This window comes from Mesorhizobium sp. 10J20-29, from assembly GCF_054130485.1.
Map to the genome: position 1 here is coordinate 1,203,879 of NZ_CP199156.1, position 22,017 is coordinate 1,225,895.

Below are 22,017 nucleotides of genomic sequence, written 5' to 3' on the forward strand. Positions count from 1 at the left end.
CGGACAAGATGGACACGACAGCCCTTTCGCCAGAAGCAAAGAACGTCCGCCCTTCCCTCGCGCCACGCCTGACGCTTGCCCATATCAGCAAGAGCTTTCCGGGTGTTCGTGCGTTGCACGATGTCGGGTTGTCGCTCTATCCGGGCCAGGTGACGGCGCTGATCGGCGAGAACGGGGCGGGCAAGTCGACGCTGGTGAAGATCCTGACCGGCATCTACCAGCCCGATGCAGGCGAGATCAGCATCGACGGCAAGGCTGTCGAACTTTCGAGCGCGCACAAGGCGTTCGAGCACGGCATCACCGCGATCCACCAGGAGACGGTGCTGTTCGACGACCTTTCGGTGGCCGAGAACGTCTTCCTTGGCCATGCGCCGCGCACGCGGTTTGGCACGATCGACTGGAAGACGATGCGCGCCAATGCCAGCGAAGTCCTGACCACGATGCGGGCCGGCCATATCGACGCCGACGCGCGCCTGAGGGACCTCGGCATCGCCAACAAGCATCTCGTGGCGGTCGCCCGCGCCATGTCGATCGACGCGCAGATCGTCATCATGGACGAGCCGACGGCCGCCCTTTCGGCCAAGGAGATCGAGGAGCTCTTCCTGCTCATCGAGTTTCTCAAGAGCGACGGCAAGGCGGTGCTGTTCATCAGCCACAAGTTCGACGAGATCTACCGCATCGCCGACCGCTACACGGTGTTCAGGGACGGCGAGATGGTGGGCGAAGGGCTGCTCGCAGACACCCACCAGAGCGAGATCGTGCAGATGATGGTCGGGCGCGCGGTCGACCAGATCTTTCCGCGGCGCGAGGCCAACATCGGCGCGCCGGTCCTCAGCGTCTCGAAGCTGTCGCACCCCACCGAGTTCGACGACATTTCCTTCGACCTGCACAAAGGCGAGATTCTGGGCTTCTACGGCCTGGTCGGCGCCGGTCGCAGCGAAGTCATGCAGGCGATCTTCGGCATCACCCGGACCAGCGCCGGCCAGATCGCGCTCGAGGGCAAGACAATCGCGCCGAAGTCGGCGGCCGATGCGATCGATGCCGGCATCGTCTACGTGCCGGAGGAACGCGGCAAGCAGGGCGTCGTGATCGGCATGCCGATCTTCAAGAACGTGTCGCTGCCCTCGCTGAAGCGGACCTCGTCGTCGGGCGTATTGCAGCTGAAGCAGGAGTTCGACCTTGCGCGCGCCTACACGCAGCGCCTCGACCTGCGCGCCGCCTCGCTCAGCCAGGATGTCGGCACGCTGTCGGGCGGCAACCAGCAGAAGATCGTCATCGCCAAATGGCTGGCGACGGCGCCCAAGGTGATCATTCTCGACGAGCCGACCAAGGGTATCGACATCGGCTCGAAGGCGGCCGTGCACGGCTTCATGGCCGAACTCGTCGCCGAGGGGCTTTCGGTCATCATGGTGTCCTCCGAACTGCCCGAGATCCTCGGCATGTCCGACCGCGTCGTCGTCATGCGCGAGGGCCGCATTGCCGACATCTTCGACAACAAGGGGCTGGATGCCGTCAGGCTGGTCGAGACGGCGGCGGGGATCGTTCCGGCATGAAGGCGCTGCTCAACAACCGCGAGGTCTGGCTCGCCGCGGCAATCGTGGCGATGATCGGCCTCGTCTCATCGCGGTTCGCCGGCTTTGCCCATCCCGGCAACCTGGCCCAGCTGTTCAACGACACCTCACTCCTGATGATCCTGGCGCTCGGCCAGATGGTGGTCATCCTGACGCGCTCGATCGACCTGTCGATGGCCGCCAACCTCTGCTTCACCGGCATGGCGGTGGCGATGCTCAACGCCGCCTTTCCGGCCATCCCCATTCCTCTGCTGATCATCGTCGCGCTTGCCGTCGGGCTGGTGCTCGGCGCCATCAACGGCCTGCTGGTCTGGAAGCTCGACATTCCCTCGATCGTGGTGACGCTCGGCACGCTGACCATCTTTCGCGGCGCCACCTTCGTGCTGTCGGGCGGCGCCTGGGTCAATGCCGACCAGATGAGCCCGGCCTTCATCGGCTTCCAGCGCGCGCAGATCCTCGGCATCCCGGTGCTGTCATGGGTCGCCATCATCGTCATCGCCCTCTTCTTCCTGGTGATGACCCGGACCGCACTCGGCCGCTCGATCTACGCGGTCGGCGTCAATCCGACCGCCTCGGTCTATGCCGGCATCGATGTCGGGCGGACGAAATTCATCGCCTTCTGCATTTCGGGGCTGGTCGCCGGCCTCGCCGGCTATCTGTGGATCTCGCGCTACGTCATCGCCTCGGTGGAGGTCGCCAACGGCTACGAGCTCAACATCATCGCCGCCTGCGTGATCGGCGGCATCTCGATAGCCGGCGGCATCGGCTCCGTCGGCGGCGCCGTGCTCGGCTCACTGTTCCTCGGCATCATCGCATCGGCGCTGCCGGTGGTGAACATTTCGCCCTTCTGGCAGATGGCGATCTCGGGCAGCGCAATCATCCTGGCCGTCGCGCTCAACGCGCGGGGCGAACGCAAGCAGGGCCGCATAATCCTGAGGAAGGCGGAAGCGGCATGAGCACAACGAGCGACACCATCGCGCCACGCCAGATCCCCGACCGGCTCGACCGGCCGTTGGTCTCGCTGGTGTTCTCCTGGGAGGCGCTGCTGGTGCTGGTCGCGGTCGCCATCTTCGTCGCCAACAGCCTCGCCTCGCCCTACTTCCTCGACGCCTGGTCGCTGTCTGACCTGACCTTCAACTTCACCGAGAAGGGACTGATCGCGCTGGCCATGGCGCTGCTCATCATCTCCGGCGAGATCGACCTGTCGGTCGCCGCCATCGTCGCGCTCGCCTCGACCCTGATGGGCATGGCCGTGCAGGCCGGCGTCGGCACGCCGGGACTGGTGGCGATCGGCATCGCCGCCGGGCTCACCTGCGGCGCCTTCAACGGCTTGCTGGTGACCCGGTTCGGCCTGCCGTCGATCGTCGTGACGATCGGCACGATGAGCCTGTTCCGCGGCATCGCCTTCATCATTCTCGGCGACCAGGCCTACAAGGGCTACCCGGCAGGCTTCGCCTTCTTCGGCCAGGACTATGTCTGGTGGGTGGTGTCGTTCGAGCTGGTGCTGTTCCTCGCGGCGGCCATTGTTTACGGCTTCCTGCTGCACCGCACCAGCTTCGGGCGGCGCGTCTTCGCCATCGGCAACAACCCGGTCGCGGCGCAGTATTCCGGCGTTCGCGTCGGGCGCATCAAGTTCGTGCTGTTCTGCCTGACCGGGCTGATGGCCGGCATCGCCGCCGTGCTGATCACCTCGCGGCTCGGCTCGACGCGGCCCTCGATCGCGCAGGGCTACGAGCTCGAGGTCATCACCATGGTGGTGCTCGGCGGCGTTTCGATCCTCGGCGGCGCCGGCAGCATCATGGGCGTCGTGCTCGCCGCCTTCATCATGGGGCTGGTGACCTTCGGCCTCGGCCTGCTCAACGTGCCGGGCATCGTCATGTCCATCTTCATCGGACTGCTGCTGATAACCGTCATCGCACTGCCCATCGTCTGGAGACGCATCAAGGGAAGGCGGGCAGGGTGATGGCCGAGAAATACGCGTTCCGCATGCAGCTCAACCCCGGCATGAGGGACGAATATGTTCGGCGTCACGATGAAATCTGGCCGGACCTCGTAGCGCTGCTGCGCGAGGCCGGCGTATCGGACTATTCGATCCATTTTGACCAAGAGACCTATTCGCTGCTCGGCGTGCTGTGGCGCAGGGACGGGCACACGATGGCCGATCTGCCGAACCATCCGGTGATGCGCAAATGGTGGGCGCACATGGCGGATATCATGCAGACAAGGCCCGACAACGAGCCGGTGGCCGTACCCCTGGAAACCGTGTTCCACATGAAATGACCAGTGCCATCCGCCACGTGGCCGTCGTCGACATCGGCAAGACCAACGCCAAGGTGGCGCTGGTCGATCTCGACACGCGGCGTGAGCTGGTCTCGCGAACCCAGCCAAACCGGGTTCGCCGCGACGGGCCGTACCCGCATCACGATGTCGATGCGATCTGGACATTTGTGCTCGAGGGGTTGGCGGCACTGCGGCGCGGGAGCCTGATCGATGCGGTTTCCGTCACCACACATGGCGCAACAGCGGCGCTGGTCGATATTCGGGGCGAACTCGTGCTGCCGGTCCTCGACTATGAATTCGACGGCCCGGACGAAATGCGCGACGCCTATGGGAGGGTGCGGGCGCCGTTCTCGGAGACCGGATCGCCGGCACTGCCGGCTGGGCTCAATCTTGGCGCGCAGCTGTTCTGGCAGCAACAGCGGTTCTCCGACGCCTTCGCCGAGGCCCGGGCAATCCTGACCTACCCGCAGTTCTGGACGATGAAACTCACGGGCGTTGCAGCGAGCGAAGTCACGTCACTGGGCTGCCACACCGATCTCTGGAACCCGCATGCACGCGATTTCTCCACGCTGGTCGGCGAGATGGGTTGGCGCCGCCTGTTCCCGCCAATGCGCCGCGCGGCAGACATGCTTGGCTCGCTGCTTCCGGAGATAGCAACGCGCACCGGCATCGATCCAGAAACCCCCGTCGCCTGCGGCATCCATGATTCCAATGCGTCGCTGCTGCCACATCTGGTGACGCGCAAGGCCCCGTTCGCGGTGGTATCGACAGGCACCTGGGTGGTTTCGATGGCGGTCGGCGGCCGCACGACACCCCTCGACCCGGCACGCGATACGCTGGTCAACGTCAACGCTTTCGGCGATCCCGTTCCCTCGGCGCGCTTTATGGGCGGGCGGGAGTTTGAGCGGTTGGTACCGGATGCCGGAAACGCCACCGACGACGATTGGTCCGCGGTGCTATCCGGATCCGTGATGCTGCTGCCGTCTGTCAGCAGCGGTTCCGGTCCCTTTCCAGCACGACCCTTCGCCTGGCATCCGGCCGAGCCGATGGGTCCTGAGCGGCGGACCGCGGCGAGCTTCTACCTGGCGCTGATGACAGCGACCTGCCTCGACCTTGTCGGGGCAGACGGCGAGATTGTCGTCGAGGGCCCGTTTGCCGGAAACGGCGCCTATCTTGCGATGCTGGCCGCCGCGACTGGAATGCCCGTTGCCGCTCAACGGAGTTCGACAGGGACGAGTCTTGGCGCCGCTCTCTTGCTGACGGGAGTCTGCGGGATGATGCCAGGCAGGATGGTGCAGACTAGCGGACACCATAGCGAACTGCAGTCATACGCTCGGCAATGGAATGCGGCCGTTCGGCGAGCTACGCCCTGACGCGAGCCCACCCTGTGGTTGGTGTTATCCGAGCCTGACAAACTCGTTGACTACGGACGCATCTGCGAGATCCTCGTAGGAGATCGAGCCGGTGATCTTGCCGCGCTGGATGACGAAGGTGCTGTCTACCAGCGCTTCTGTGAAGTCGAGCTTTTGTTGGCGAGCCGCAGGAGCCCCATTTGCAGGTTTTCCTTCACCGAAAGATTCGGAAAGATTTCGCGGCCCTGCGGGATGAAACCAATGCCGCTGTTGGTGCGCATGTGGTGGGTTCGCGCGTGATGTCGCGGCAACCCAGATCCGAGATCCGGTGACGAAGACGTGAACCCGATTTGCGTCGCTCCGGTCCAAAACCGGAGCAATGCCCGCATCAAAGAACAGGCGCGTCAGAACGAACCCGGGGTCGGCAAAATTCCATCCCAGGCCGCGCACTCATGTGCGCACGCTTGCATCGGGCCACGCAACGATCTCCATCACCTGCGCTATGGAGAAGTTGATGCGCAAGAACTCGACTGCACCAAACCTGGTGGGTCGGCCGTTCAGCGCGAAAACGCCAAAGGCACGGTGAACGGCCAGCTGGCGCGGCCGGCACCGGCAGGGATGGCCGGAAAGGGTGCAGCGCGGCGCACGGCCTCGATCGCAGCGCTGTCCAGGATCGACGATCCGGAACTCGCAACGACGCGGATCCCGCTGACCCCGCCGCCTGCTGAAACCACGAAACTCACGCGCACCTGACCACGCAGGCGCTGGCGCTTCGCCGCCGCCGGGTAGCGCAGAGCGCGACGCAACTTGCTGGCGACCTTGCCCGGATAGTTGGACAAGGCGGCGTTGCCCGCGGCGGAACTCTTGCCGCCCTTGCTGCTCGACGCAGCCTGCCCGGTTTCCCGGCCATCGGCCTGGCCGCGCCGGGAATCGGTTTGGTTGCTGCCGCCATTTCCGGCCTTCTTCGCCTTCGCAGCAGGCTTGGGCTCAGCCTTCTTGCCTTTTTCCACTTCCCTGGGGCGCCGTGCCGGTTCCTGCTCGGTCAGCTCGACGATCTCCGGCCTCGGCTCGGGCAGGGGTGGAGATGTGACGGCTGCAAGGATCTCGGAGGCCTCGGCAAACTTTACTTCGATCGGTTGTATCCTGTCTGGCCCGACGGGCGACGAAATCGGCGCTTCAGTTGTCTCGGATACCGTCGCTTCAGGCTTGCTGTCGGGCTGTGCCGGCTCGGTCGGCTCGACGCTTTCGGCGCTTGGTGCATGGGCGGTTTCCGCCGCCACCTGCACATCGCGCTCGACAACTTCGACCGGTTCGGCCGGGCGGGGTTCGATCACCTTGTTTAGGGCCGGGTCGTCGGCGACCCATTCTGACCGATCGGTCGCGAGAATCTCCAGCGCGGGCTCGGCGCCTGGCGCATACGGCTGGACTATCGTCTCGACAGGCTCGGCCGGCTCCGGAGGCATGGCGGACGCCGCCTGCGCGGTGACGGTCTCGGCAGGCACCGCATCGGAACTGGCGACGGGACGTGCCACGGCAACACGCTCAGGCTGAACCCGCTCGACAACCGGCCCTTCCGTCTCGACGACATGGACGGCCTCGGCGATTTCGTTGGCGGGCGACATCTCGGCCTCCGTCGTGTCGACCGGCCTGGCCTCCATCATGGTGATCATGGTGACTTCGACGGCCGGCTCGCTCGTCCTGGATAATTCGCCTGCGGACATCTGATCTTCCGAAGCATTGCCGTGAAAGGCGATGCCGGAGAGTTCTGCCCCCTCGATCAGCACGGCCTCACTCTGCAGGTTCAGACAGGATATTGCGGCAGCCGCGTGCAGGAGACAGGAGGCGGCGAGCGCCAGACGCCATTTGGCGGACCAGCCACGAACCACGACCGGCGGCGGCCCCATCGGTTCGGCGGGACTGGAAACAATGTCGCCATCGATCCTCGCGACGAACAGCCGGTCGGGGAAGTCGCGCCCCCCGCGCTCCAGTACGCCGGCCGGAACTGTCAGATCCGGGACATCTGGCTCGAAGCCGCCCGTGCCCAGTCCAGCCAGCGGCCAGTGGTGACGACCCGGGGCGAAAGCGGGTTCGAGGCTTGGCGGCATGGCTTCACATGCCGAACGCGATGCCAGATTTCGTCTCTGGCTCGAGGCGCCTTTGGCAGGCATCCGGCTCTATTCCGGCACCCACGCATTCGGTCGCATGGTTGATCAGCACTCGGCTGATCTTGCCGCAGTCGGCACCGGCGAGATCAAACCGCGCGACCTTGGTCTTGCCGGCCGGAAGCTCGTTGAAGTCGAGAACCGTCAACCTGTCGACGATCCCCGCCTCGTTGAACAGGGCGATCTCGAAGGCTGCCTTCGTGAGTTCCGCTCCCAGCCTGTTGCTCACCACGAAGGTCAGCCGGCAGCCCTTGTCGGAGGGCTGCAGGCTATTGAGCTCGAGAGTGAGAACGGACGGAGCCGGCTCTTCCGAGAACGCCTGCGGCACCGTGGCGACTGCGACCGCCACGGTGAGAAGACCAAGGAAAGGACCCATCCTCATGCCGGCGCTCAGCCTCCGAACCGCATCGACGCGGCCAGCTTCACCGAGAGGCCCGGCTCGTAGATGACGGTCGTGGTCGATGCGTTGAGCGGGTTGGTGTAGTCGACATCGAACAGGTTGTCGGCGCGGAAGTTGAACTTCAGGTCGTCGGTCGCCTGGTAGCTGGCGAAGAGATTGACCAGCGTGTAGTCCTTCGCGACCGTGCTGCCCGCGGGAGCGCCATTGTACTGCACCTCGCCGCCGACAATCAGCCTGTCTTCCATGAAGCGGAAACCGAGCTGGCCGGTCACTTGCGATGACGGGATGGTCGTCAGATCCTCGACTTCGCCGTCATAGGAGACCGTGTGCCCGTCGATGACCGAGAGTGTCAGGCCGGCAAAGCCCCAGCCAGCATCGTAGAGTCCTTCCAGTTCGAAGCCGTTGATCCTGGCGTTGGCGAAGTTCTGATACTGGAAACAGGTCGGAATGGTCGGGTAGTAGGGCGGGGGAAAGAACGGGCAGTCCGGATTCCCCTCGAAGATCGAAATCTCGGTGCCGCCGATATAGTCGTCGATATCGTTGGTGTAGTAGGCCGCCTTGAGACGCAGGCTGTCATCGCCGGCGATGATGCCGTCCGCCTGGTAATTGAGTCCTGCCTCCCAGGTCTTTGCAGTTTCCGGCCTGAGATTGGGGTTCGGCAGGAACGGGAAGACGACGCCATTGGGGTGCAGCCCGCTGATCAGCGTTTCCGACAGGGACGGCGAGCGATAGCCTTCCGCATAGGTGCCGTAAACCTGCAGGCCGGACAGGCCGATCTGCTCGAAGGGGGAGACGCCGACCGTGATGCGGGGTGACAGGCGGTCGCCGGATGTCTCGCCGACATCGCTGTCGAGCTTGTAGCTGTCGTAGCGCAGCGCGCCGACGACCTCGAGCCACTCCCAGGTCAGCTGCTCCTGGATGTAGGCGCCCGCGACGCGACGCTTGCCCGACGGCGTGTAGATATCCATGCCGCCTTCCGGGCTGGCCGTGACGACGTCGTCGGCGACCCAGTCGCCGCCATAGGTCAGTACATGCGACACGGAGGCGGTGTCGAAGCGCGACGTGTTCCAGATGTCCAGACCGAAGGTATCGACATCGTAGGTCGTCTGCGCGCCGGCAGGAACGACGATAGGCAGACCCGTCTGGGAATCGAAGCGGGCAACATCGGTGAGGTAGGTCTGGTCGAGACCTGTCCGGCCGAACGACCCGTTGACGTGGAGATCGAGCCAGCTTTCGTCTTCGTCGGTCACATGGTAGCGCCCGGTGAAGATGTTCTGATCGGCATCCAGCGAGTAGGTGTCTCCGCCTTCGGTCCAGCTGTCGCTGGAACCGATCCAGCCGAGCTTGAGGTCACTCGTGTCAGTCGGCCGGATGGTTGCCTTGAGCAACCCGCTGAGCACATCGAAGCCACTGCCGGCGACGTCATCTCCGTTGCCGTCCGAGTAGTCCTGATAGTCCCGCCAGACGAAGTTGCCGAGCACGTCCACGGCGTCGTTGAAGCGGTAGGCCCCGGTCGCGCTGGTGGTCCAGCCATCGCCATTGGACTCGTACTGTCCGGTCGACGAGGCCGCCCAGGTCTCACCGGGCCTTAGGAAGTCCTCGGCGTCCTTGGTCTCGAAGACGACGACGCCACCGATCGCGCCGGAGCCATAGGTGTTGGCCACGGGCCCGCGGATTACGTCGACCTGCTGGACGAGTTCCGGATCGAGCCAAAACATCGACTGGGTGCCGTGGCCGGAGCGCTGGAAGTCTTGGCGCGCCCCGTCGATGATGACGGCAACGCGGCCGAAATCCTGCAAGCCGCGAATGTTCACGCTCGAGGCCGACCGGTTGGCGTCGGACTGCATGGCCACTCCCGGAACGCCGAACAGCAATCCCTGCGGCGTCGTCGCCATGCGTCTCTCGAGTTGTTCCTGATCGACATGGCTGACCGAAGCCATCGTCTCTATCGCAGTCTCGTCAGTGCGGCTGACGACGGTGATCTGATCGAGCGCGGTCGCACCCTTGATCTGCCTTGCCGGCTGCGAAGCTGCTGCGGCCTCAACCGTTGCTTCGTCGCTGGTCTGGTCGACCAGCAGCGGTGTGTCCGGTTCCAGCACCTGCGCTCTGACCGCTCCTCCAGAAAACACCACCAATGCGACACTGCCCAGCAGTATCGCCATATCGCGCCCGACCAACCCCATGTCCCAACTCCAAATGTCTGACTTCGATGCTGGCTGGCATGGCGCTCGCTCGCGGATTGCAAAAATCCGGAGTACTAAATGTTGAGTCATTGACTCCGGTATTGCACTGGATAATAAACATGACTATTCGAGTCAATATAACTTTTCGAAGTCTGACCGAAGAGGCCTTGCTCGCCGGCAGGGCAAGAAAGGAAGAGAGATGAACGCGCACAATCCCTATGAATTCCGCCTCCGGCCGCGCCGGGAGGGCCCCGACCAGCATCCGCGCCATCAGCAGACCGGGACGCCGCCGAAAACCGTTTCCAGCGACGCACTCTTCGAGGGGCTCTACGAGATCGGCATTCATCACGCCGGCGCGCTCTACCGTCTGAAGATCACCCGTCAGGGCAAGCTCATTCTCAACAAGTAGGGGACGACAATGGATCAGCGCGTTAAGCCAGCGCCGCACGAAATCCGGGCTGCACGGTACGACAATCCGAAGATGCGGGAGCGTGATCTCGCCCTGCAACTCGGCATCTCGGAAGCAGAACTGGTGGCTGCACATTGCGGCGAAAGCGTCCGGCGCATCGAGCCGCGCGTGGACGACCTGCTGACCGGCCTTGAAGCGGTCGGGGAAGTCATGGCGTTGACGCGCAACGAGAGCGCCGTGCACGAGAAGATCGGCGTCTACGACAAGGTGGTGACCGGCAAACACAATGCCATGGTGCTGGGCCAAGACATCGACCTGCGGATCTTTCCAAAGGTCTGGGCGCATGGATTTGCCGTCGAGAAGCGCGATGGCGATGAAATCCGCCATTCGTTGCAGTTCTTCGACGACGCAGGCGATGCCGTGCACAAGGTCCATCTGCGTCCGGCCTCCGCACTGGTTGCCTATCACGCTTTGGTGGAGCGGCTTCTCTCCAACGACCAGTCCGCGACTGTCGACCTCAAGGGGGTGGAGCCCAGCCCGACGCCGGAGAGCAGGGCCAGCGCGACCGAACTGCGCGAACGCTGGGGCCGGATGACCGATGTGCACCAGTTCTTCGGGATGTTGAAGACGCTCAACCTGTCTCGGCACCAGGCCGTGAACATGGTCGGGCCGGATTATTCATGGCGGCTGGACAACGAGGCGCTGGCCGCCATGTTCCTCCACGCGGCCGCTGGCGACATGCCCGTCATGTGCTTCGTGGGAAATCGTGGCTGCATCCAGATTCACTCCGGGCCGGTCAAGAACATCAAGACCATGGGGCCGTGGCTCAACGTTCTCGACGAGACGTTCCATCTGCATCTGAGAACCGATCACGTCCGTGAATTGTGGGCCGTGCGCAAGCCGACCAAGGACGGCCATGTCACCTCGATCGAGGCCTATGGCGCCGATAACGACATGATCATCCAGTTCTTCGGCAAGCGTCACGAGGGCGAAGGCGAGCGCGAGGACTGGCGGTTTCTGGTCGAGAACCTGCCCCGCACCGAGACGATGGCGGTTGCAGGATGAGCAAGGCGACGTCTTTCTCGTGCGTGCTCAGGCGCGCTTCCCTCGCAGGCATATTGCTGGCTGCCGGCGTGACAGCAGGCGCTGCTCAGGAAGCATCCGCGAGTTTCAAGGACGCCTCCCGAATTGCGGCCATCGGCGGGTCCATCACCGAGATCGTCTACGCGCTTGGCGAGGAGAAGCGGCTGGTCGCACGTGATTCGACAAGCGTTTACCCGGATGCCGCGCTGGCGCTTCCCGATGTCGGCTACATGCGTGCGCTGTCGCCGGAAGGCGTCTTGTCGGTCGACCCGAGCGGCATCTTGGCGCTGGAGGGCAGCGGGCCGAAAGAGGCCATGGACGTGCTGGCCAAGGCCAGCGTGCCGATGATCATCGTGCCCGACACATTCGACCGGGCGGGCATCCTCGAAAAGATCCGCGTCGTCGGTGAAGCACTCGGCACGGAACAAAGGGCCGATGCGCTGGCGGCGAGGGTCGACGCCGACCTTGCCGCCGCCGGACAGATGACCGCCGGGATCACGGAACGAAAGCGGGTGCTCTTCATACTGTCGACCCAGGGCGGAAAGCTGCTCGCGGCCGGTAGCGGCACATCGGCGGCGGGCATCATCGCCATGGCGGGAGCGATCAACGCGGTCGATGGGTTTTCGGGCTACAAGCATCTTTCCGACGAGGCGGCGATACTCGCCCGCCCCGACGTGATCCTGATGATGGACCGCGGCGGCGACCGGACACTGAACGAGGCTGAGCTTTTCGCCCTCCCGGCCATCGCATCGACCCCCGCCGGACAGGCCAGGCGCCTGGTTCATATGGATGCGTCCTACCTGCTCGGCTTCGGGCCGCGCACGGCAGGTGCAGTTCGCGACCTCGCCACGGCACTTTATGGCGGCGACCTCGGGAACTGAACGCGCCATGGCATACGACATCATGGACGGCGTGATCGGCCGGCGACGGCGTGCCTCGCTCGACGGGGATCGGACGGCTCTTGCCAGGCTGGTCATCGCGGGGCTTGTCCTGGCCCTGGCACTGACCGTCCTGTTCAGCCTCGACTCCGGCGCATCGGACGCCTCCGGCTGGCGATTCCTGCTCGACGCTGCGTCCCCATCTTTCGACAGCACGCTATCCATGCGCGACCGCGTCATCATGATCGATATCCGGCTGCCGCGCGTGATGCTCGGCGTCCTGGTGGGCGCGTCGCTCGCCGTATCGGGAGCAGTCATGCAGGGCCTCTTCCGCAACCCGCTCGCCGATCCCGGGCTGATCGGCATCTCGGCCGGGTCGAGCCTCGCCGCGGTGGCGGTCATCGTGCTCGGCGCAACTGTCCTGGCACCCGTCATCCTGGTCTTCGGCAGCTTTGCCCTGCCGATCGCGGCATTTTTCGGCGGCCTCGCAACGACACTGCTGCTCTACCGCATCTCGACGAGACAGGGCCGGACCTCGGTCGCCACCATGCTGCTTGCCGGCATCGCGCTGGCTGCCATGGCAATGGCCTTTACCGGCCTTCTGATCTTCACCGCCGACGACCGGCAACTGCGCGACCTGACCTTCTGGTCGCTCGGCTCATTGTCAGGGGCGACCTGGCAGAAGATCGGCGCCGTCGCGCCGATCATGCTGCTCGCCCTCGCTGCGACGCCCTTCCTCGCGCGGGGGCTGAACGCGCTAGCGCTGGGCGAGGCGACGGCAAGCCATCTCGGCATCCCGGTACAGCGGCTCAAATATGTCGCCATCATTGCCGTCGCCGCCGCCACCGGCGCATCGGTCGCCGTCAGCGGCGGTATCGGCTTCGTCGGCATCGTTGTGCCGCATCTGCTCCGGCTGGTGATCGGTCCCGACAACCGGTTCCTGCTGCCGGCCTCGGCCCTTCTTGGCGCCAGCCTCCTGCTGCTTGCCGACGCGGTCAGCCGCACCATCGTCGCGCCTGCCGAGCTGCCGATCGGCATTGTCACGGCCGCCGCCGGAGCACCGTTCTTCCTGTGGATCCTGCTGCGCAAGCGCGGCGTTCTGGACCTGTAAGGCCAAGCCGATGATCGAAGCCAGCAACGTATCCGTATCCATCGGTCGCAAGCCTATCGTCGCCGACATCGATTTTGCCGTGGCGCCCGGCGAGTTTGCGGCGATCGTCGGCCCGAACGGTTCGGGCAAGACGACCTTCTTGCGAGCCCTTTCGGGCGAGCTTGCCTGCACCGGCACGATCACAATCAACGGCCGCGATATCGCCGCCATGAAGTCGTGGGAGGCCGCATCGGTACGCGCGGTGCTGCCGCAGGCGACCGCCCTCTCCTTCCCCTACACGGTGCGCGAGATCGTGAGGCTCGGCGTCCTCGGCGGCCGCTCCCGCGCAACGTCCGCCAGCAGCGATGACCTGCCCGAAAAGGCGCTGGCGCGCGTCGACCTCGGTGGCTTCGCTGGGCGCCTCTACCAGGAGCTTTCGGGCGGCGAACAGCAGCGCGTGCAACTGGCCCGGGTGTTGTGCCAGGTCTGGCTGCCCGTTCTGGACGGCGTTCCGCGCTACCTCTTGCTCGACGAGCCGATCTCGAGCCTCGACATCAAGCACCAGCTGATCATCATGAACATTGCCCGCGACTTTGCGCATGAGGGTGGCGGTGTGGTCGCCATTCTGCACGACCTCAACCTGACGGCGATGTTCGCCGACAGAGTCGCCGTCATGCAGCGCGGGCGGCTGGCCGCGGCGGGCACGCCGCGAGCGGTGCTTACCGATCGCCTTGTCTCGGATGTCTTCGACTGCGCCTTGAGGGTCGACACCCTGCCGCCAGCAGGCATGCCGTTCCTGCTGCCGCAGGCGGCCGGCTGAGAGCCGGCCGCCCCGACGGCAATCGCCGTCAGGCCGGCGAGCGCTTCAGCGCCTGCGCCATGCAATGGATGCCGCCGCCCGTCTTGGAGATCTCGCTCATGTCGACGGCCGCGACATCGAAGCCGAGCGCCTTAAGCTTCTCGATCAGCGTCCTCGAGACGGTCGGCGCGATGACGCGGTCCTTTCCGAGCGACATGAAGTTGCAGCCAAGGGCCATCGTGTCCTGGAAGGGTACGTCGATGATTTCGTGGCCCTTGCCCTTCAGCCAGTCGACGATGCCGGGCTCCGTACAGGCAAGGCAGACCGCGGTCAGTTTCTCGGCGATCGGCACCACCATCAGGTCGATATGGACATAGTACTCGTCGATGAAGGCGAGCCGCGTCTCCCAGCCTTCCTTGTCGAACCATGCCTGAACCTGGCGAGCGCCCTCTTCCTGCGTGCGGGCGCCGCCGCAGCCGATGAGCACGCAGCCTTCCTCGATGACGTTGAAGTCGCCACCCTCGAAAGTGCCGGCGGTCACCATGTCGTAGATCGGGATGCCGAGCTTTTCGTAGGTTCGGATCGCCGCGTAGTTCTCGCCGCGCCGCCACCAGTTGGCCATCGCCGTGATGATCGCGCCATAGGGCGTCATCACGCTGGAGTCGCGCGAGTAGACCTGCATCGGCAGCTCCGGCTCGGGTTCGTGCCAGTGGATCCTGACGCCGAAATTCTCGTAGGCGGCGACCAGATCCTTGTGCTGGGCCTGCGCTGTCTGGATGTTGCACGGCGCCTCGCGCAAGTGCTTGCGCGACAGCGAGCTGGTCGCCAGATGGCGCAGGTAGGCCGGCGAGCCAAGCAGCACGTCGGTAAGCGGATCGGTTTCGTTCGCAAAGCCCCAACCGGCCAGCGGCGCGGTGCCGCCGGCCTTGTTGCGACGCTGCAGGGTGAAGGGTTCGCCGGTACTGATCATCTCATGCCGTGTCATGTCGGTCTCCTCTGATCATGCATTGGGAAAAGTCGGTATCCACCACTCGCGGCCTCTGCTCGTGGTGACATATTCGGGCCAGCGGAAATGGATTGGCGGCTCGTAGTCGCAAAGCGGCGCCAGCCAGCGCTCGCCGCCGATTCCGCCACCGGTGCGCTCGACGAATTCGCGCCGGGCGTCATCGCGCGCCGCCTTATCCTCGAGCAACCTGAGCGCCGAGAGCGCGACAGTCTTGGATGCGCAGACCACCATCGGGTCGATCGTTTCGGCAATGCCGCCGAGCGCGTTCATCACCCATGAGGGGTAGGCGAAGCCAGCGGGCGCCTTGAGTGCCGGTCGCGCGACATAGACGCGCGCCGTCGGCGCATGCCAGCTCATGTCGGTGTAATCGTCGGATGTCGAATTGAGCTGGGAGGGCGGCAAGTCGCGGCGCAGGATTTCTTCGGCGGCCTCGGGCTCGATCAGTTTTTCGCACTCGGCGAGAAACGGGTCGGCCATCGGCTCGATGCCGACATTGCGCTGAATCTCGCGCGCCACTGCCTTGGCTGCGTCGCCCCAGCGCGGCGCGCCGACAGTTTCGAGCGACTGGTAGGCGATGCGTGCCATGGCATGGTTGGCCAGTCCGGGCCGCGACTTCGATACCCAGTGCCGCTCGAACCGGCAGCCGCTCATGGCGGCGGCCGCCTCGGCATTCCTGTCGAGAACAGCGGTGACCTGCTCGGCCATTGCCACGGTCGGCACGCGGATCATGTACTGGACCTCTGCGATATCCGCCGGCAGATTGTCGGCGGTCGCCTGGCCCGCGGTGAGGATTGCCTCGCTGATGGACCAGCCGCCGCGATGCGGCAGCATGGAATCGCGCAGCGCCTTGGAGGCCATGTACATCATCATCAGCGCGTCGTTGGCGCCAGGCGCCCGCACATCCGAATGCGACTGCGGGATGGGCGCACCATCGCCGGCGCCCCAGCTTTCGGCTTGATCGCAGACGAAGCGGTAGATCATCGCGTAGGCGGCACCACAATGGGTATCCCAGCGCGCCGTATTGCAGAGCGGCAGCATGTAGAAGGGATGGAACGAGATCATCCCGTCGAGACCGTCATAGTAGCCCTTGGCCGCGTGGATGGGCTTGGAGCCGCGCACCTTCTCCGCCGGCTCGCCGGTAAAGCGCAGCGTACCCTTGATTCCGTGTTGCTGCATCGCCGCCTTGGTGGCGAGCAGGCCACCGAGGCTGGCAATGCCGAGCCCGGAATGCGGGTCGGTATGTCCGCCGGCATGGTGATTGAGACCCGGGCGCGGCCGCCTGACGGTGGCGGCATCCTGGCAGTTGCCGGGCACCGCGTCATACTCGGCATACATGCCAACGGTCGAGCCGGCGCCGTTGGTCCAATGCGCGCAGAACGCGGTCGGCATGCCGCCTGACCCGGTCTCGACGGAAAAGCCCTCGCGTTTCAGCAAGTCGACATACCAGGCGGCCGACTGGTACTCGCGCCATGCCGTCTCGCCAAAGTCGAAAATGGTCCGCGTCGCCGCGGATAGTTGCGGCCGGGCCTGTTCGACGAAGGCAAGCGCGCTTGTCTGAGCCGGGGTCGCCAACCGAATTCTCCTCGCTTGCAGATCCCGAACGCCGATAGGCCGGGACATCGCAAGGAAAGCAGTGAATGGCCGGCGCAAAAAGTGATATGTTTTCGTCCTTCAGGCAAATTTGGTTCACCTCAAAGGACGTGCCTTGCGAATTCCATCGACCCAGGCGCTGCGCGCATTGGACAGTTTTGCCCGCCACGGCAGCGTCTGGCGGGCCGCCGACGAACTGCACCTCACGCGCAGCGCGGTCAGCCACCAGTTGCGCCTTCTCGAGCGCGATCTCGGGTTCGACATGTTGCAGCGGGTAGGCAAGGGCATAACGCTGACGGCGCGCGGGCGGCGTTACGCCCACGACGTACGCAAGGCACTGGCCATGCTCAGCGATGCCGGCGACAAGCAGGACAGCAAGGGCATCGGCGGGTCGTTCAGCGTCAGTTGCACGCCGGGTTTTGCCTCGCTCTGGCTGAGCACCCACATCGCCGGCTTCCAGGAACTCTATCCTGGGGTCTCGCTCAGGATCGTCACGCCACGCCGGTTGGACGACGTCTCGCAACCCGACGTGGACGTCTTCATTTCCTTCGGCATCGGCAATTGGCCGAACCATGCGGTGGAACTGCTGTGCGACATCGAATTCACGCCGCTCTGCAGCCCGAGCCTGCTCAACAAGCTCGGCGGCCTCGCCCGGCCTAGGGACCTGCTGCGCAGTAACCTGCTCCATCTCGGCGACTTCGAGGACTGGTCGCGCTGGTTCGCGGCAACCGGCGTAGAGAACCCCGACCCTGAATGCGGCATCGTCTTTTCCGACATGAACCTTGTCTTCTCCTCGGCCATTGCCGGGCAGGGCATCGCCATGGGGGACGAACTGACAAGCCGCAAGGCGCTGGACGAAGGACGGCTCGTGCGGCCCTTCGACATCGCGATCAAGTCGCCGCGTTCCTACTTCCTCGTCTCCGAACGTGCCAAGGCCGACCACCCCATCGTCTCGGCGTTCGGCGGCTGGCTGAAATCCCGGCTTGGCGAATACGAAGCCAGTTCCCGCAAAGCCTACAGCCGGCAGTAGCTGGGGTGAATGAAATTTGCCGATACGGCGAAAACTATTCGGTTGCGGTGCATCAAAACCGTGCCTACGATTTTGCCGGAACAGTCAGGGATGACCGAATGCATCAGCCTAGACGGGCCGCAGAGATCAAGGCAATCGGGATCGGCAAGAGCTTCGGCTCTTTCCGCGCGCTCGACGACCTGACGCTCGATATCGGGCGCGGTGAATTCCTGACCCTGCTCGGCCCCTCGGGTTCGGGCAAGACGACCTTCCTGATGATCCTCGCCGGCTTTCTGCCGCCAAGCGACGGTCGCCTGCTGAGCGACGGCGTCGACATCACCAGGCAACCTGCCGAACTGCGCTCTTCCGGCATGGTGTTCCAGGGCTATGCCCTGTTCCCGCACATGACTGTCGAAGCCAACATCGCCTTCCCCCTGAAGGTCCGCAAGCGTTCGGCAGCCGATATCCGCCAGCGGGTCGGAGAGATGATCGAGCGGGTAGGCCTGAAGGGCCACGAACGCAAGCTGCCGTCGCAATTGTCGGGCGGCCAGCAGCAGCGCGTGGCGCTGGCCCGCGCCCTGGTGTTCGAGCCGGGAGTGCTCCTGCTCGACGAACCCTTTTCCGCCCTCGACAAGGGCTTGCGCGGCCAGATGCAGGCCGAGATGAAGCGCCTGCACGAGGAAACCGGGACGACCTTCGTCTTCGTGACGCACGACCAGAGCGAGGCGCTCGCCCTGTCGTCGCGCATCGCCATCTTCAACCACGGCAAGCTGCTTCAGGTCGGCGCGCCGGAGGAGGTTTACGATCGCCCGGCCAACCGCTTCGTTGCCGAGTTCCTGGGCGAGATCAACATGCTCCCGCTGACAGGCGTGCGTCAGGAGAACGGCTCGATGGTCGGTGTCTGCGAGGATCGCACGGTCAGGATCGGCGCCGGCAGCGGCGTATCTGGCGACGCGCTGCTGGCGGTCCGTCCCGAGTATATGTCGATCGCACGCGAAGCCTCGCCGCAACAGAACGGCATAGCAGCAACGGCAACGGCATCCACCTATCTCGGAGCCGCGACCAAGCTGGATCTCGAGACGCAGCACGGCGCGAAAGTCACCGTTTCCGTGCCCAACGAGGTCGCGGCCTCTGCGCTGAACGGCGGCAATGCCGTCTGGCTGACCTGGCCCTCTGACAAGGGCATCCTGCTGCCGGCCGGAGGTCGATGACGCAGGCGGTATGAATTGAAGATCAACAACAACCAAGAATGGGGAACTGACATGACAAGCGCCATCAAGAAGCAGGCAATTCAATCACTTTCAGCCAGAACCGTGCGCGGCGAGATCTCGCGCCGCCAGTTCACGCAACTCGCGGCAATGGTCCTGGCCGGTACGCCGGCGCTGCTGCGTTCGTCGGGCGCCTTTGCGCAGAGCAAGGACCTTGTGCTGGTGAACTGGGGCGGTGACGCCATCACCGCCTACGACGCGGCCTATGGGCAGGCGTTCACGAAGGACACCGGCATCGTCGTCAAGATGGACGGTTCGGGCCCGACGGAAGGGGCCATCGCCGCGCAGTTCAAGAGCGGCAGCCCGACCTGGGACTTGGTGGACGTCGATCCGTTCTCGGCGATCACGCTCGGCGAGCAGGGCATGCTCGAGCCGATCGACTACACTGTCGTCGACAAGTCGAAGATGCGGCCGGGCTTCGGCTGGGAATACGCCGCCTCGACCTACTTCTTCTCTTACGTCATCGCCTATGATTCCGAGAAATTCGGCGACATGGCACCGACCGGCATGGCCGACTTCTTCGACGTCGCAAAGTTTCCTGGCAAGCGCTCGCTCTACAAGTGGGGCGTGTCGAGCTGGGAAGCAGCACTGCTCGCAGACGGCATCGCTCCGGCCGAACTCTATCCGCTCGACCTCAAGCGCGCGCACGACAAGATCGCTGCCTTCAAGGAAAACATTGTGGCCTATTGGGGCGGCGGCGCGGAGAGCCAGAGCATTCTGCTCGACGGCGAAGCCTCGATGGCCATCGTCTGGTCGACACGCGCCTCGCTCATCGAGCAGGATTCGGGCGGCCGCATCAAGTTCATCTGGGACCAGGGCCTGATCTCCCCCGGAGCGCTGGCCGTTCTCAAGGGTAATCCTGGCGGCAAGGAAGCGGCGATGAAGTTCATCGCCAGCACGCAGGATCCGGAGAAGGAACTGGTCATGTTCGAAAAGCTCGGTCAGGGCCCGGCCAACCCGGCGGCCGACGCGCTGATCCCGGAAGACCAGCGGCGGATCAACCCCGTCGACCCGGCGAACATGGCAAAGCAGGTGCCGCTCGACATGGACTGGTACGCCGCCAACTACGGCGCAGCGCTCGACGAGTACACCAAGATCATCTCGGCCTGATCAGGCCGGGGATTGATGCGACATTTGTCGAACAGGACGGGCGCGGCGCTTCTCATGGCGCCGCTGCTCCTGTTTCTTGCCTTGTCCTATGCCTGGCCGTTCCTCGGTGTCGTCAAATGGAGCTTCACGCTGCCCGAGCCTGGCCTCGGGCAGTACGGCGTGCTTCTCACTGATCCACTGGTGCAGTCGGTCTTCATCCGTACGCTGCGCATTTGCGCCGTTGTGACGGCCGCCTCCGTCATCTGCGCCTATGCCATCACCTTCGTATGGGTGCGCGGCACCCCTACCCAGCGCATGCTGGCCGAATTCTGCATCCTTGTGCCGTTCTGGATTTCGGTGCTGACCCGGGCTTTCGGCTGGGTCGCGCTGCTTTCCAACCGCGGGCTCATCAACACCTGGCTTCAGGCGATCGGCGTCACGTCGGAACCGCTGGCGCTGGTTCGCAACGAATTCGGCGTCATCGTCGGCATGACGCACTTCCTCATTCCCTTTGCCGTCTTTCCCCTCGCATCGGCAATGCGCAGCCTGGACGACCGCGTACTGCTAGCAGCGCGCGGCCTCGGCGCCAGCCGGACACGCACCTTCTGGACCGTCTTCGTCCCGATGACCGCCTCCGGCATCATCGGCGCGGCGCTGATCGTCTTCGTCTTCGCGCTCGGCTTCTTCGTGACGCCGGCAATTCTCGGCGGTGGGCGCAGCGTCATGGTCGCCGAACTTGTCTACCTGCGCATTTTCCAGAGCCCCGACTGGGGTCTCGGCGCCGCGATCAGCGTGGTCCTGTTGCTCTTCGTCGCGGCCCTGATGGCGCTGCTGTTCCGCTACGTGCGGCCAAGGCAGATGGTCTAGCCATGCCGACATACCGCCCGGGCCCAGTGTCACTGATCGTCGCAGCGCTTGTCGCGCTATTCCTGCTGATGCCGCTTCTGGCCGTCGTGCCCGTGTCGTTTACGCCATCGCGCATGCTGGCCATGCCCTCCGGCGAACTGTCCCTCCGGCACTACCGCGCGCTGATCGAGGATCCGCGCTGGCTGGACAGCATCCTGCTCTCCATACGCATCGGCGTCGTGAGCAGCCTGTTCTCCACCCTGCTGGCACTATGCTTTTCGCTCGGGGTGTGGATGTTCCAGCCGCGTTTCACCGCGCTCCTTGTCGGCTTCGTCCTGCTGCCCATGGTGGTCCCGCCGGTCGTCTCTGCCATTACGCTCTATTTCCTGCTCACTTCGCTCTCGAGCGCCGGTTCGCTGTTCGGCTACGACACCTGGCTCGGCGTCGCCATGGCGCATTCGGTGATGACCGTTCCGTTCGCGACAGTGCTGATCCTCGTGGCGCTGAGCCAGGTCGACCGCCGCATCGACCTCGCCGCACGCGGGCTCGGGGCGAGCACCTGGGAGCGCGCCACGCAGGTCATCATCCCCAACATCAAGTTCGGCATCGTCACCGCAGCACTGCTGTCGTTCATCCTGTCCTGGGAGGAGATCGGCGTGACGCTCTTCATCACCAGCGTCAATGCCATCACTCTGCCTCGCCTGATGTGGATGGGCCTGCGCGACAACATCAATCCCGCCATCGCGGCGCTCTCCGTCATCCTGATCATCGTGACGGTGGCAGTCCTAGCCATCCGCAGCTTCGTGCAGGCGCGCAGCCGGAACCGCAACGCGAACGCTTCGATATGATCGCGCGGGCATGTCCCGCCGCGCACGGCTATCGGTTCTCCCAGGCATAACCGGGTTCCGCTCCCCGTCCCAGCTTCAGCCGCCCAACACTGCCTCGCGTGCTAGGTATGATCCGTTTCCCGCGGCCGACCGTAAATCCCGCTAGCGCCTACTG

At 64.6% G+C, this 22,017-nt stretch carries 21 protein-coding genes; 15 read left to right on the plus strand and 6 right to left on the minus strand.

Annotation, left to right across the window (positions count from 1 at the left end):
- Positions 1-8 precede the first annotated feature (8 nt).
- The 5 genes from ACT2BZ_RS05800 to ACT2BZ_RS05820 are packed head-to-tail and all read left to right on the plus strand — an operon-like array spanning position 9 to position 5,224.
- Positions 9-1,553, plus strand: coding sequence for a sugar ABC transporter ATP-binding protein (locus tag ACT2BZ_RS05800; protein ID WP_457939898.1), 1,545 nt, complete (start codon positions 9-11; stop codon positions 1,551-1,553).
- Complete coding sequence (locus ACT2BZ_RS05805) at positions 1,550-2,527, plus strand: ABC transporter permease (RefSeq protein ID WP_457939899.1); 978 nt, start codon at positions 1,550-1,552, stop codon at positions 2,525-2,527. The genes ACT2BZ_RS05800 and ACT2BZ_RS05805 overlap by 4 nt, the downstream gene beginning before the upstream one ends.
- On the plus strand, positions 2,524-3,534 hold the full coding sequence (locus ACT2BZ_RS05810; protein WP_457939900.1) for an ABC transporter permease: 1,011 nt from the start codon (positions 2,524-2,526) through the stop codon (positions 3,532-3,534). The genes ACT2BZ_RS05805 and ACT2BZ_RS05810 overlap by 4 nt, the downstream gene beginning before the upstream one ends.
- A complete protein-coding gene (locus ACT2BZ_RS05815; protein ID WP_457939901.1) occupies positions 3,534-3,851 on the plus strand; it encodes an L-rhamnose mutarotase in 318 nt (105 codons plus the stop codon). The genes ACT2BZ_RS05810 and ACT2BZ_RS05815 overlap by 1 nt, the downstream gene beginning before the upstream one ends.
- Positions 3,848-5,224 (plus strand): FGGY-family carbohydrate kinase, encoded by a 1,377-nt coding sequence (locus ACT2BZ_RS05820; RefSeq protein ID WP_457939902.1) that lies wholly within the window; start codon positions 3,848-3,850, stop codon positions 5,222-5,224. The genes ACT2BZ_RS05815 and ACT2BZ_RS05820 overlap by 4 nt, the downstream gene beginning before the upstream one ends.
- 24 nt (positions 5,225-5,248) lie before the next feature.
- Here ACT2BZ_RS05820 and ACT2BZ_RS05825 read toward each other — a convergent pair whose 3' ends face one another.
- The 4 genes from ACT2BZ_RS05825 to ACT2BZ_RS05840 form a co-directional block, all read right to left on the minus strand.
- Positions 5,249-5,653, minus strand: a complete 405-nt coding sequence (locus ACT2BZ_RS05825; protein ID WP_457939903.1) for a hypothetical protein — start codon at positions 5,651-5,653, stop codon at positions 5,249-5,251.
- Positions 5,654-5,760: 107 nt separating this feature from the next.
- Complete coding sequence (locus tag ACT2BZ_RS05830) at positions 5,761-7,308, minus strand: TonB family protein (protein WP_457939904.1); 1,548 nt, start codon at positions 7,306-7,308, stop codon at positions 5,761-5,763.
- 4 nt (positions 7,309-7,312) lie between these two features.
- The gene (locus ACT2BZ_RS05835) at positions 7,313-7,747 is read right to left on the minus strand and encodes a hypothetical protein (RefSeq protein ID WP_457939905.1); all 435 of its coding nucleotides are present in this window, start codon (positions 7,745-7,747) and stop codon (positions 7,313-7,315) included.
- 8 nt (positions 7,748-7,755) lie between these two features.
- Positions 7,756-9,948 carry a TonB-dependent hemoglobin/transferrin/lactoferrin family receptor gene (locus tag ACT2BZ_RS05840; protein ID WP_457939906.1) on the minus strand — a complete coding sequence of 731 codons (2,193 nt, stop codon included), beginning with the start codon at positions 9,946-9,948 and terminating at the stop codon, positions 7,756-7,758.
- Positions 9,949-10,147: 199 nt separating this feature from the next.
- On the opposite strand from ACT2BZ_RS05840, the gene hemP reads away from it, so the two are divergent.
- The 5 genes from hemP to ACT2BZ_RS05865 are packed head-to-tail and all read left to right on the plus strand — an operon-like array spanning position 10,148 to position 14,228.
- Positions 10,148-10,357, plus strand: coding sequence for a hemin uptake protein HemP (hemP, locus tag ACT2BZ_RS05845; RefSeq protein WP_457939907.1), 210 nt, complete (start codon positions 10,148-10,150; stop codon positions 10,355-10,357).
- Between the two features lie 9 nt (positions 10,358-10,366).
- Positions 10,367-11,422 (plus strand): hemin-degrading factor, encoded by a 1,056-nt coding sequence (locus ACT2BZ_RS05850; RefSeq protein ID WP_457939908.1) that lies wholly within the window; start codon positions 10,367-10,369, stop codon positions 11,420-11,422.
- Positions 11,419-12,321, plus strand: a complete 903-nt coding sequence (locus tag ACT2BZ_RS05855) for a heme/hemin ABC transporter substrate-binding protein (RefSeq protein ID WP_457939909.1) — start codon at positions 11,419-11,421, stop codon at positions 12,319-12,321. The genes ACT2BZ_RS05850 and ACT2BZ_RS05855 overlap by 4 nt, the downstream gene beginning before the upstream one ends.
- Before the next feature lie 7 nt (positions 12,322-12,328).
- A complete protein-coding gene (locus tag ACT2BZ_RS05860) occupies positions 12,329-13,429 on the plus strand; it encodes a FecCD family ABC transporter permease (RefSeq protein WP_457939910.1) in 1,101 nt (366 codons plus the stop codon).
- 10 nt (positions 13,430-13,439) lie between these two features.
- Positions 13,440-14,228, plus strand: a complete 789-nt coding sequence (locus ACT2BZ_RS05865) for a heme ABC transporter ATP-binding protein (RefSeq protein WP_457939911.1) — start codon at positions 13,440-13,442, stop codon at positions 14,226-14,228.
- 28 nt (positions 14,229-14,256) lie between these two features.
- Here ACT2BZ_RS05865 and ACT2BZ_RS05870 read toward each other — a convergent pair whose 3' ends face one another.
- A complete protein-coding gene (locus ACT2BZ_RS05870; RefSeq protein WP_457939912.1) occupies positions 14,257-15,192 on the minus strand; it encodes a dimethylarginine dimethylaminohydrolase family protein in 936 nt (311 codons plus the stop codon).
- Positions 15,193-15,207: 15 nt separating this feature from the next.
- Positions 15,208-16,785 (minus strand): amidohydrolase, encoded by a 1,578-nt coding sequence (locus ACT2BZ_RS05875; RefSeq protein ID WP_457939913.1) that lies wholly within the window; start codon positions 16,783-16,785, stop codon positions 15,208-15,210.
- A 133-nt stretch (positions 16,786-16,918) separates the two neighbouring features.
- On the opposite strand from ACT2BZ_RS05875, the gene ACT2BZ_RS05880 reads away from it, so the two are divergent.
- From ACT2BZ_RS05880 to ACT2BZ_RS05900, 5 genes are all read left to right on the plus strand, one after another.
- A complete protein-coding gene (locus tag ACT2BZ_RS05880) occupies positions 16,919-17,833 on the plus strand; it encodes a LysR substrate-binding domain-containing protein (RefSeq protein ID WP_457939914.1) in 915 nt (304 codons plus the stop codon).
- Positions 17,834-17,931: 98 nt separating this feature from the next.
- Positions 17,932-19,023 carry an ABC transporter ATP-binding protein gene (locus ACT2BZ_RS05885; RefSeq protein WP_457939915.1) on the plus strand — a complete coding sequence of 364 codons (1,092 nt, stop codon included), beginning with the start codon at positions 17,932-17,934 and terminating at the stop codon, positions 19,021-19,023.
- A 51-nt stretch (positions 19,024-19,074) separates the two neighbouring features.
- Positions 19,075-20,190, plus strand: a complete 1,116-nt coding sequence (locus ACT2BZ_RS05890; protein ID WP_457939916.1) for an ABC transporter substrate-binding protein — start codon at positions 19,075-19,077, stop codon at positions 20,188-20,190.
- A 15-nt stretch (positions 20,191-20,205) separates the two neighbouring features.
- A complete protein-coding gene (locus tag ACT2BZ_RS05895) occupies positions 20,206-21,036 on the plus strand; it encodes an ABC transporter permease (RefSeq protein WP_457939917.1) in 831 nt (276 codons plus the stop codon).
- A 2-nt stretch (positions 21,037-21,038) separates the two neighbouring features.
- On the plus strand, positions 21,039-21,863 hold the full coding sequence (locus ACT2BZ_RS05900; protein WP_457939918.1) for an ABC transporter permease: 825 nt from the start codon (positions 21,039-21,041) through the stop codon (positions 21,861-21,863).
- Positions 21,864-22,017: the final 154 nt, after the last annotated feature.

Excerpts from the sequence above, each read along its gene's own strand:
- ACT2BZ_RS05800 (WP_457939898.1), top strand. The coding sequence starts at position 9 with ATGGACACGACAGCCCTTTCGCCAGAAGCAAAGAACGTCCGCCCTTCC.
- ACT2BZ_RS05805 (WP_457939899.1), top strand. The coding sequence starts at position 1,550 with ATGAAGGCGCTGCTCAACAACCGCGAGGTCTGGCTCGCCGCGGCAATC.
- ACT2BZ_RS05810 (WP_457939900.1), top strand. The coding sequence starts at position 2,524 with ATGAGCACAACGAGCGACACCATCGCGCCACGCCAGATCCCCGACCGG.
- ACT2BZ_RS05815 (WP_457939901.1), top strand. The coding sequence starts at position 3,534 with ATGGCCGAGAAATACGCGTTCCGCATGCAGCTCAACCCCGGCATGAGG.
- ACT2BZ_RS05820 (WP_457939902.1), top strand. The coding sequence starts at position 3,848 with ATGACCAGTGCCATCCGCCACGTGGCCGTCGTCGACATCGGCAAGACC.
- ACT2BZ_RS05830 (WP_457939904.1), bottom strand. The coding sequence starts at position 7,308 with ATGCCGCCAAGCCTCGAACCCGCTTTCGCCCCGGGTCGTCACCACTGG.
- ACT2BZ_RS05835 (WP_457939905.1), bottom strand. The coding sequence starts at position 7,747 with ATGAGGATGGGTCCTTTCCTTGGTCTTCTCACCGTGGCGGTCGCAGTC.
- ACT2BZ_RS05840 (WP_457939906.1), bottom strand. The coding sequence starts at position 9,948 with ATGGGGTTGGTCGGGCGCGATATGGCGATACTGCTGGGCAGTGTCGCA.
- hemP (WP_457939907.1), top strand. The coding sequence starts at position 10,148 with ATGAACGCGCACAATCCCTATGAATTCCGCCTCCGGCCGCGCCGGGAG.
- ACT2BZ_RS05850 (WP_457939908.1), top strand. The coding sequence starts at position 10,367 with ATGGATCAGCGCGTTAAGCCAGCGCCGCACGAAATCCGGGCTGCACGG.
- ACT2BZ_RS05855 (WP_457939909.1), top strand. The coding sequence starts at position 11,419 with ATGAGCAAGGCGACGTCTTTCTCGTGCGTGCTCAGGCGCGCTTCCCTC.
- ACT2BZ_RS05860 (WP_457939910.1), top strand. The coding sequence starts at position 12,329 with ATGGCATACGACATCATGGACGGCGTGATCGGCCGGCGACGGCGTGCC.
- ACT2BZ_RS05865 (WP_457939911.1), top strand. The coding sequence starts at position 13,440 with ATGATCGAAGCCAGCAACGTATCCGTATCCATCGGTCGCAAGCCTATC.
- ACT2BZ_RS05870 (WP_457939912.1), bottom strand. The coding sequence starts at position 15,192 with ATGACACGGCATGAGATGATCAGTACCGGCGAACCCTTCACCCTGCAG.
- ACT2BZ_RS05885 (WP_457939915.1), top strand. The coding sequence starts at position 17,932 with ATGCATCAGCCTAGACGGGCCGCAGAGATCAAGGCAATCGGGATCGGC.
- ACT2BZ_RS05890 (WP_457939916.1), top strand. The coding sequence starts at position 19,075 with ATGACAAGCGCCATCAAGAAGCAGGCAATTCAATCACTTTCAGCCAGA.
- ACT2BZ_RS05895 (WP_457939917.1), top strand. The coding sequence starts at position 20,206 with ATGCGACATTTGTCGAACAGGACGGGCGCGGCGCTTCTCATGGCGCCG.
- ACT2BZ_RS05900 (WP_457939918.1), top strand. The coding sequence starts at position 21,039 with ATGCCGACATACCGCCCGGGCCCAGTGTCACTGATCGTCGCAGCGCTT.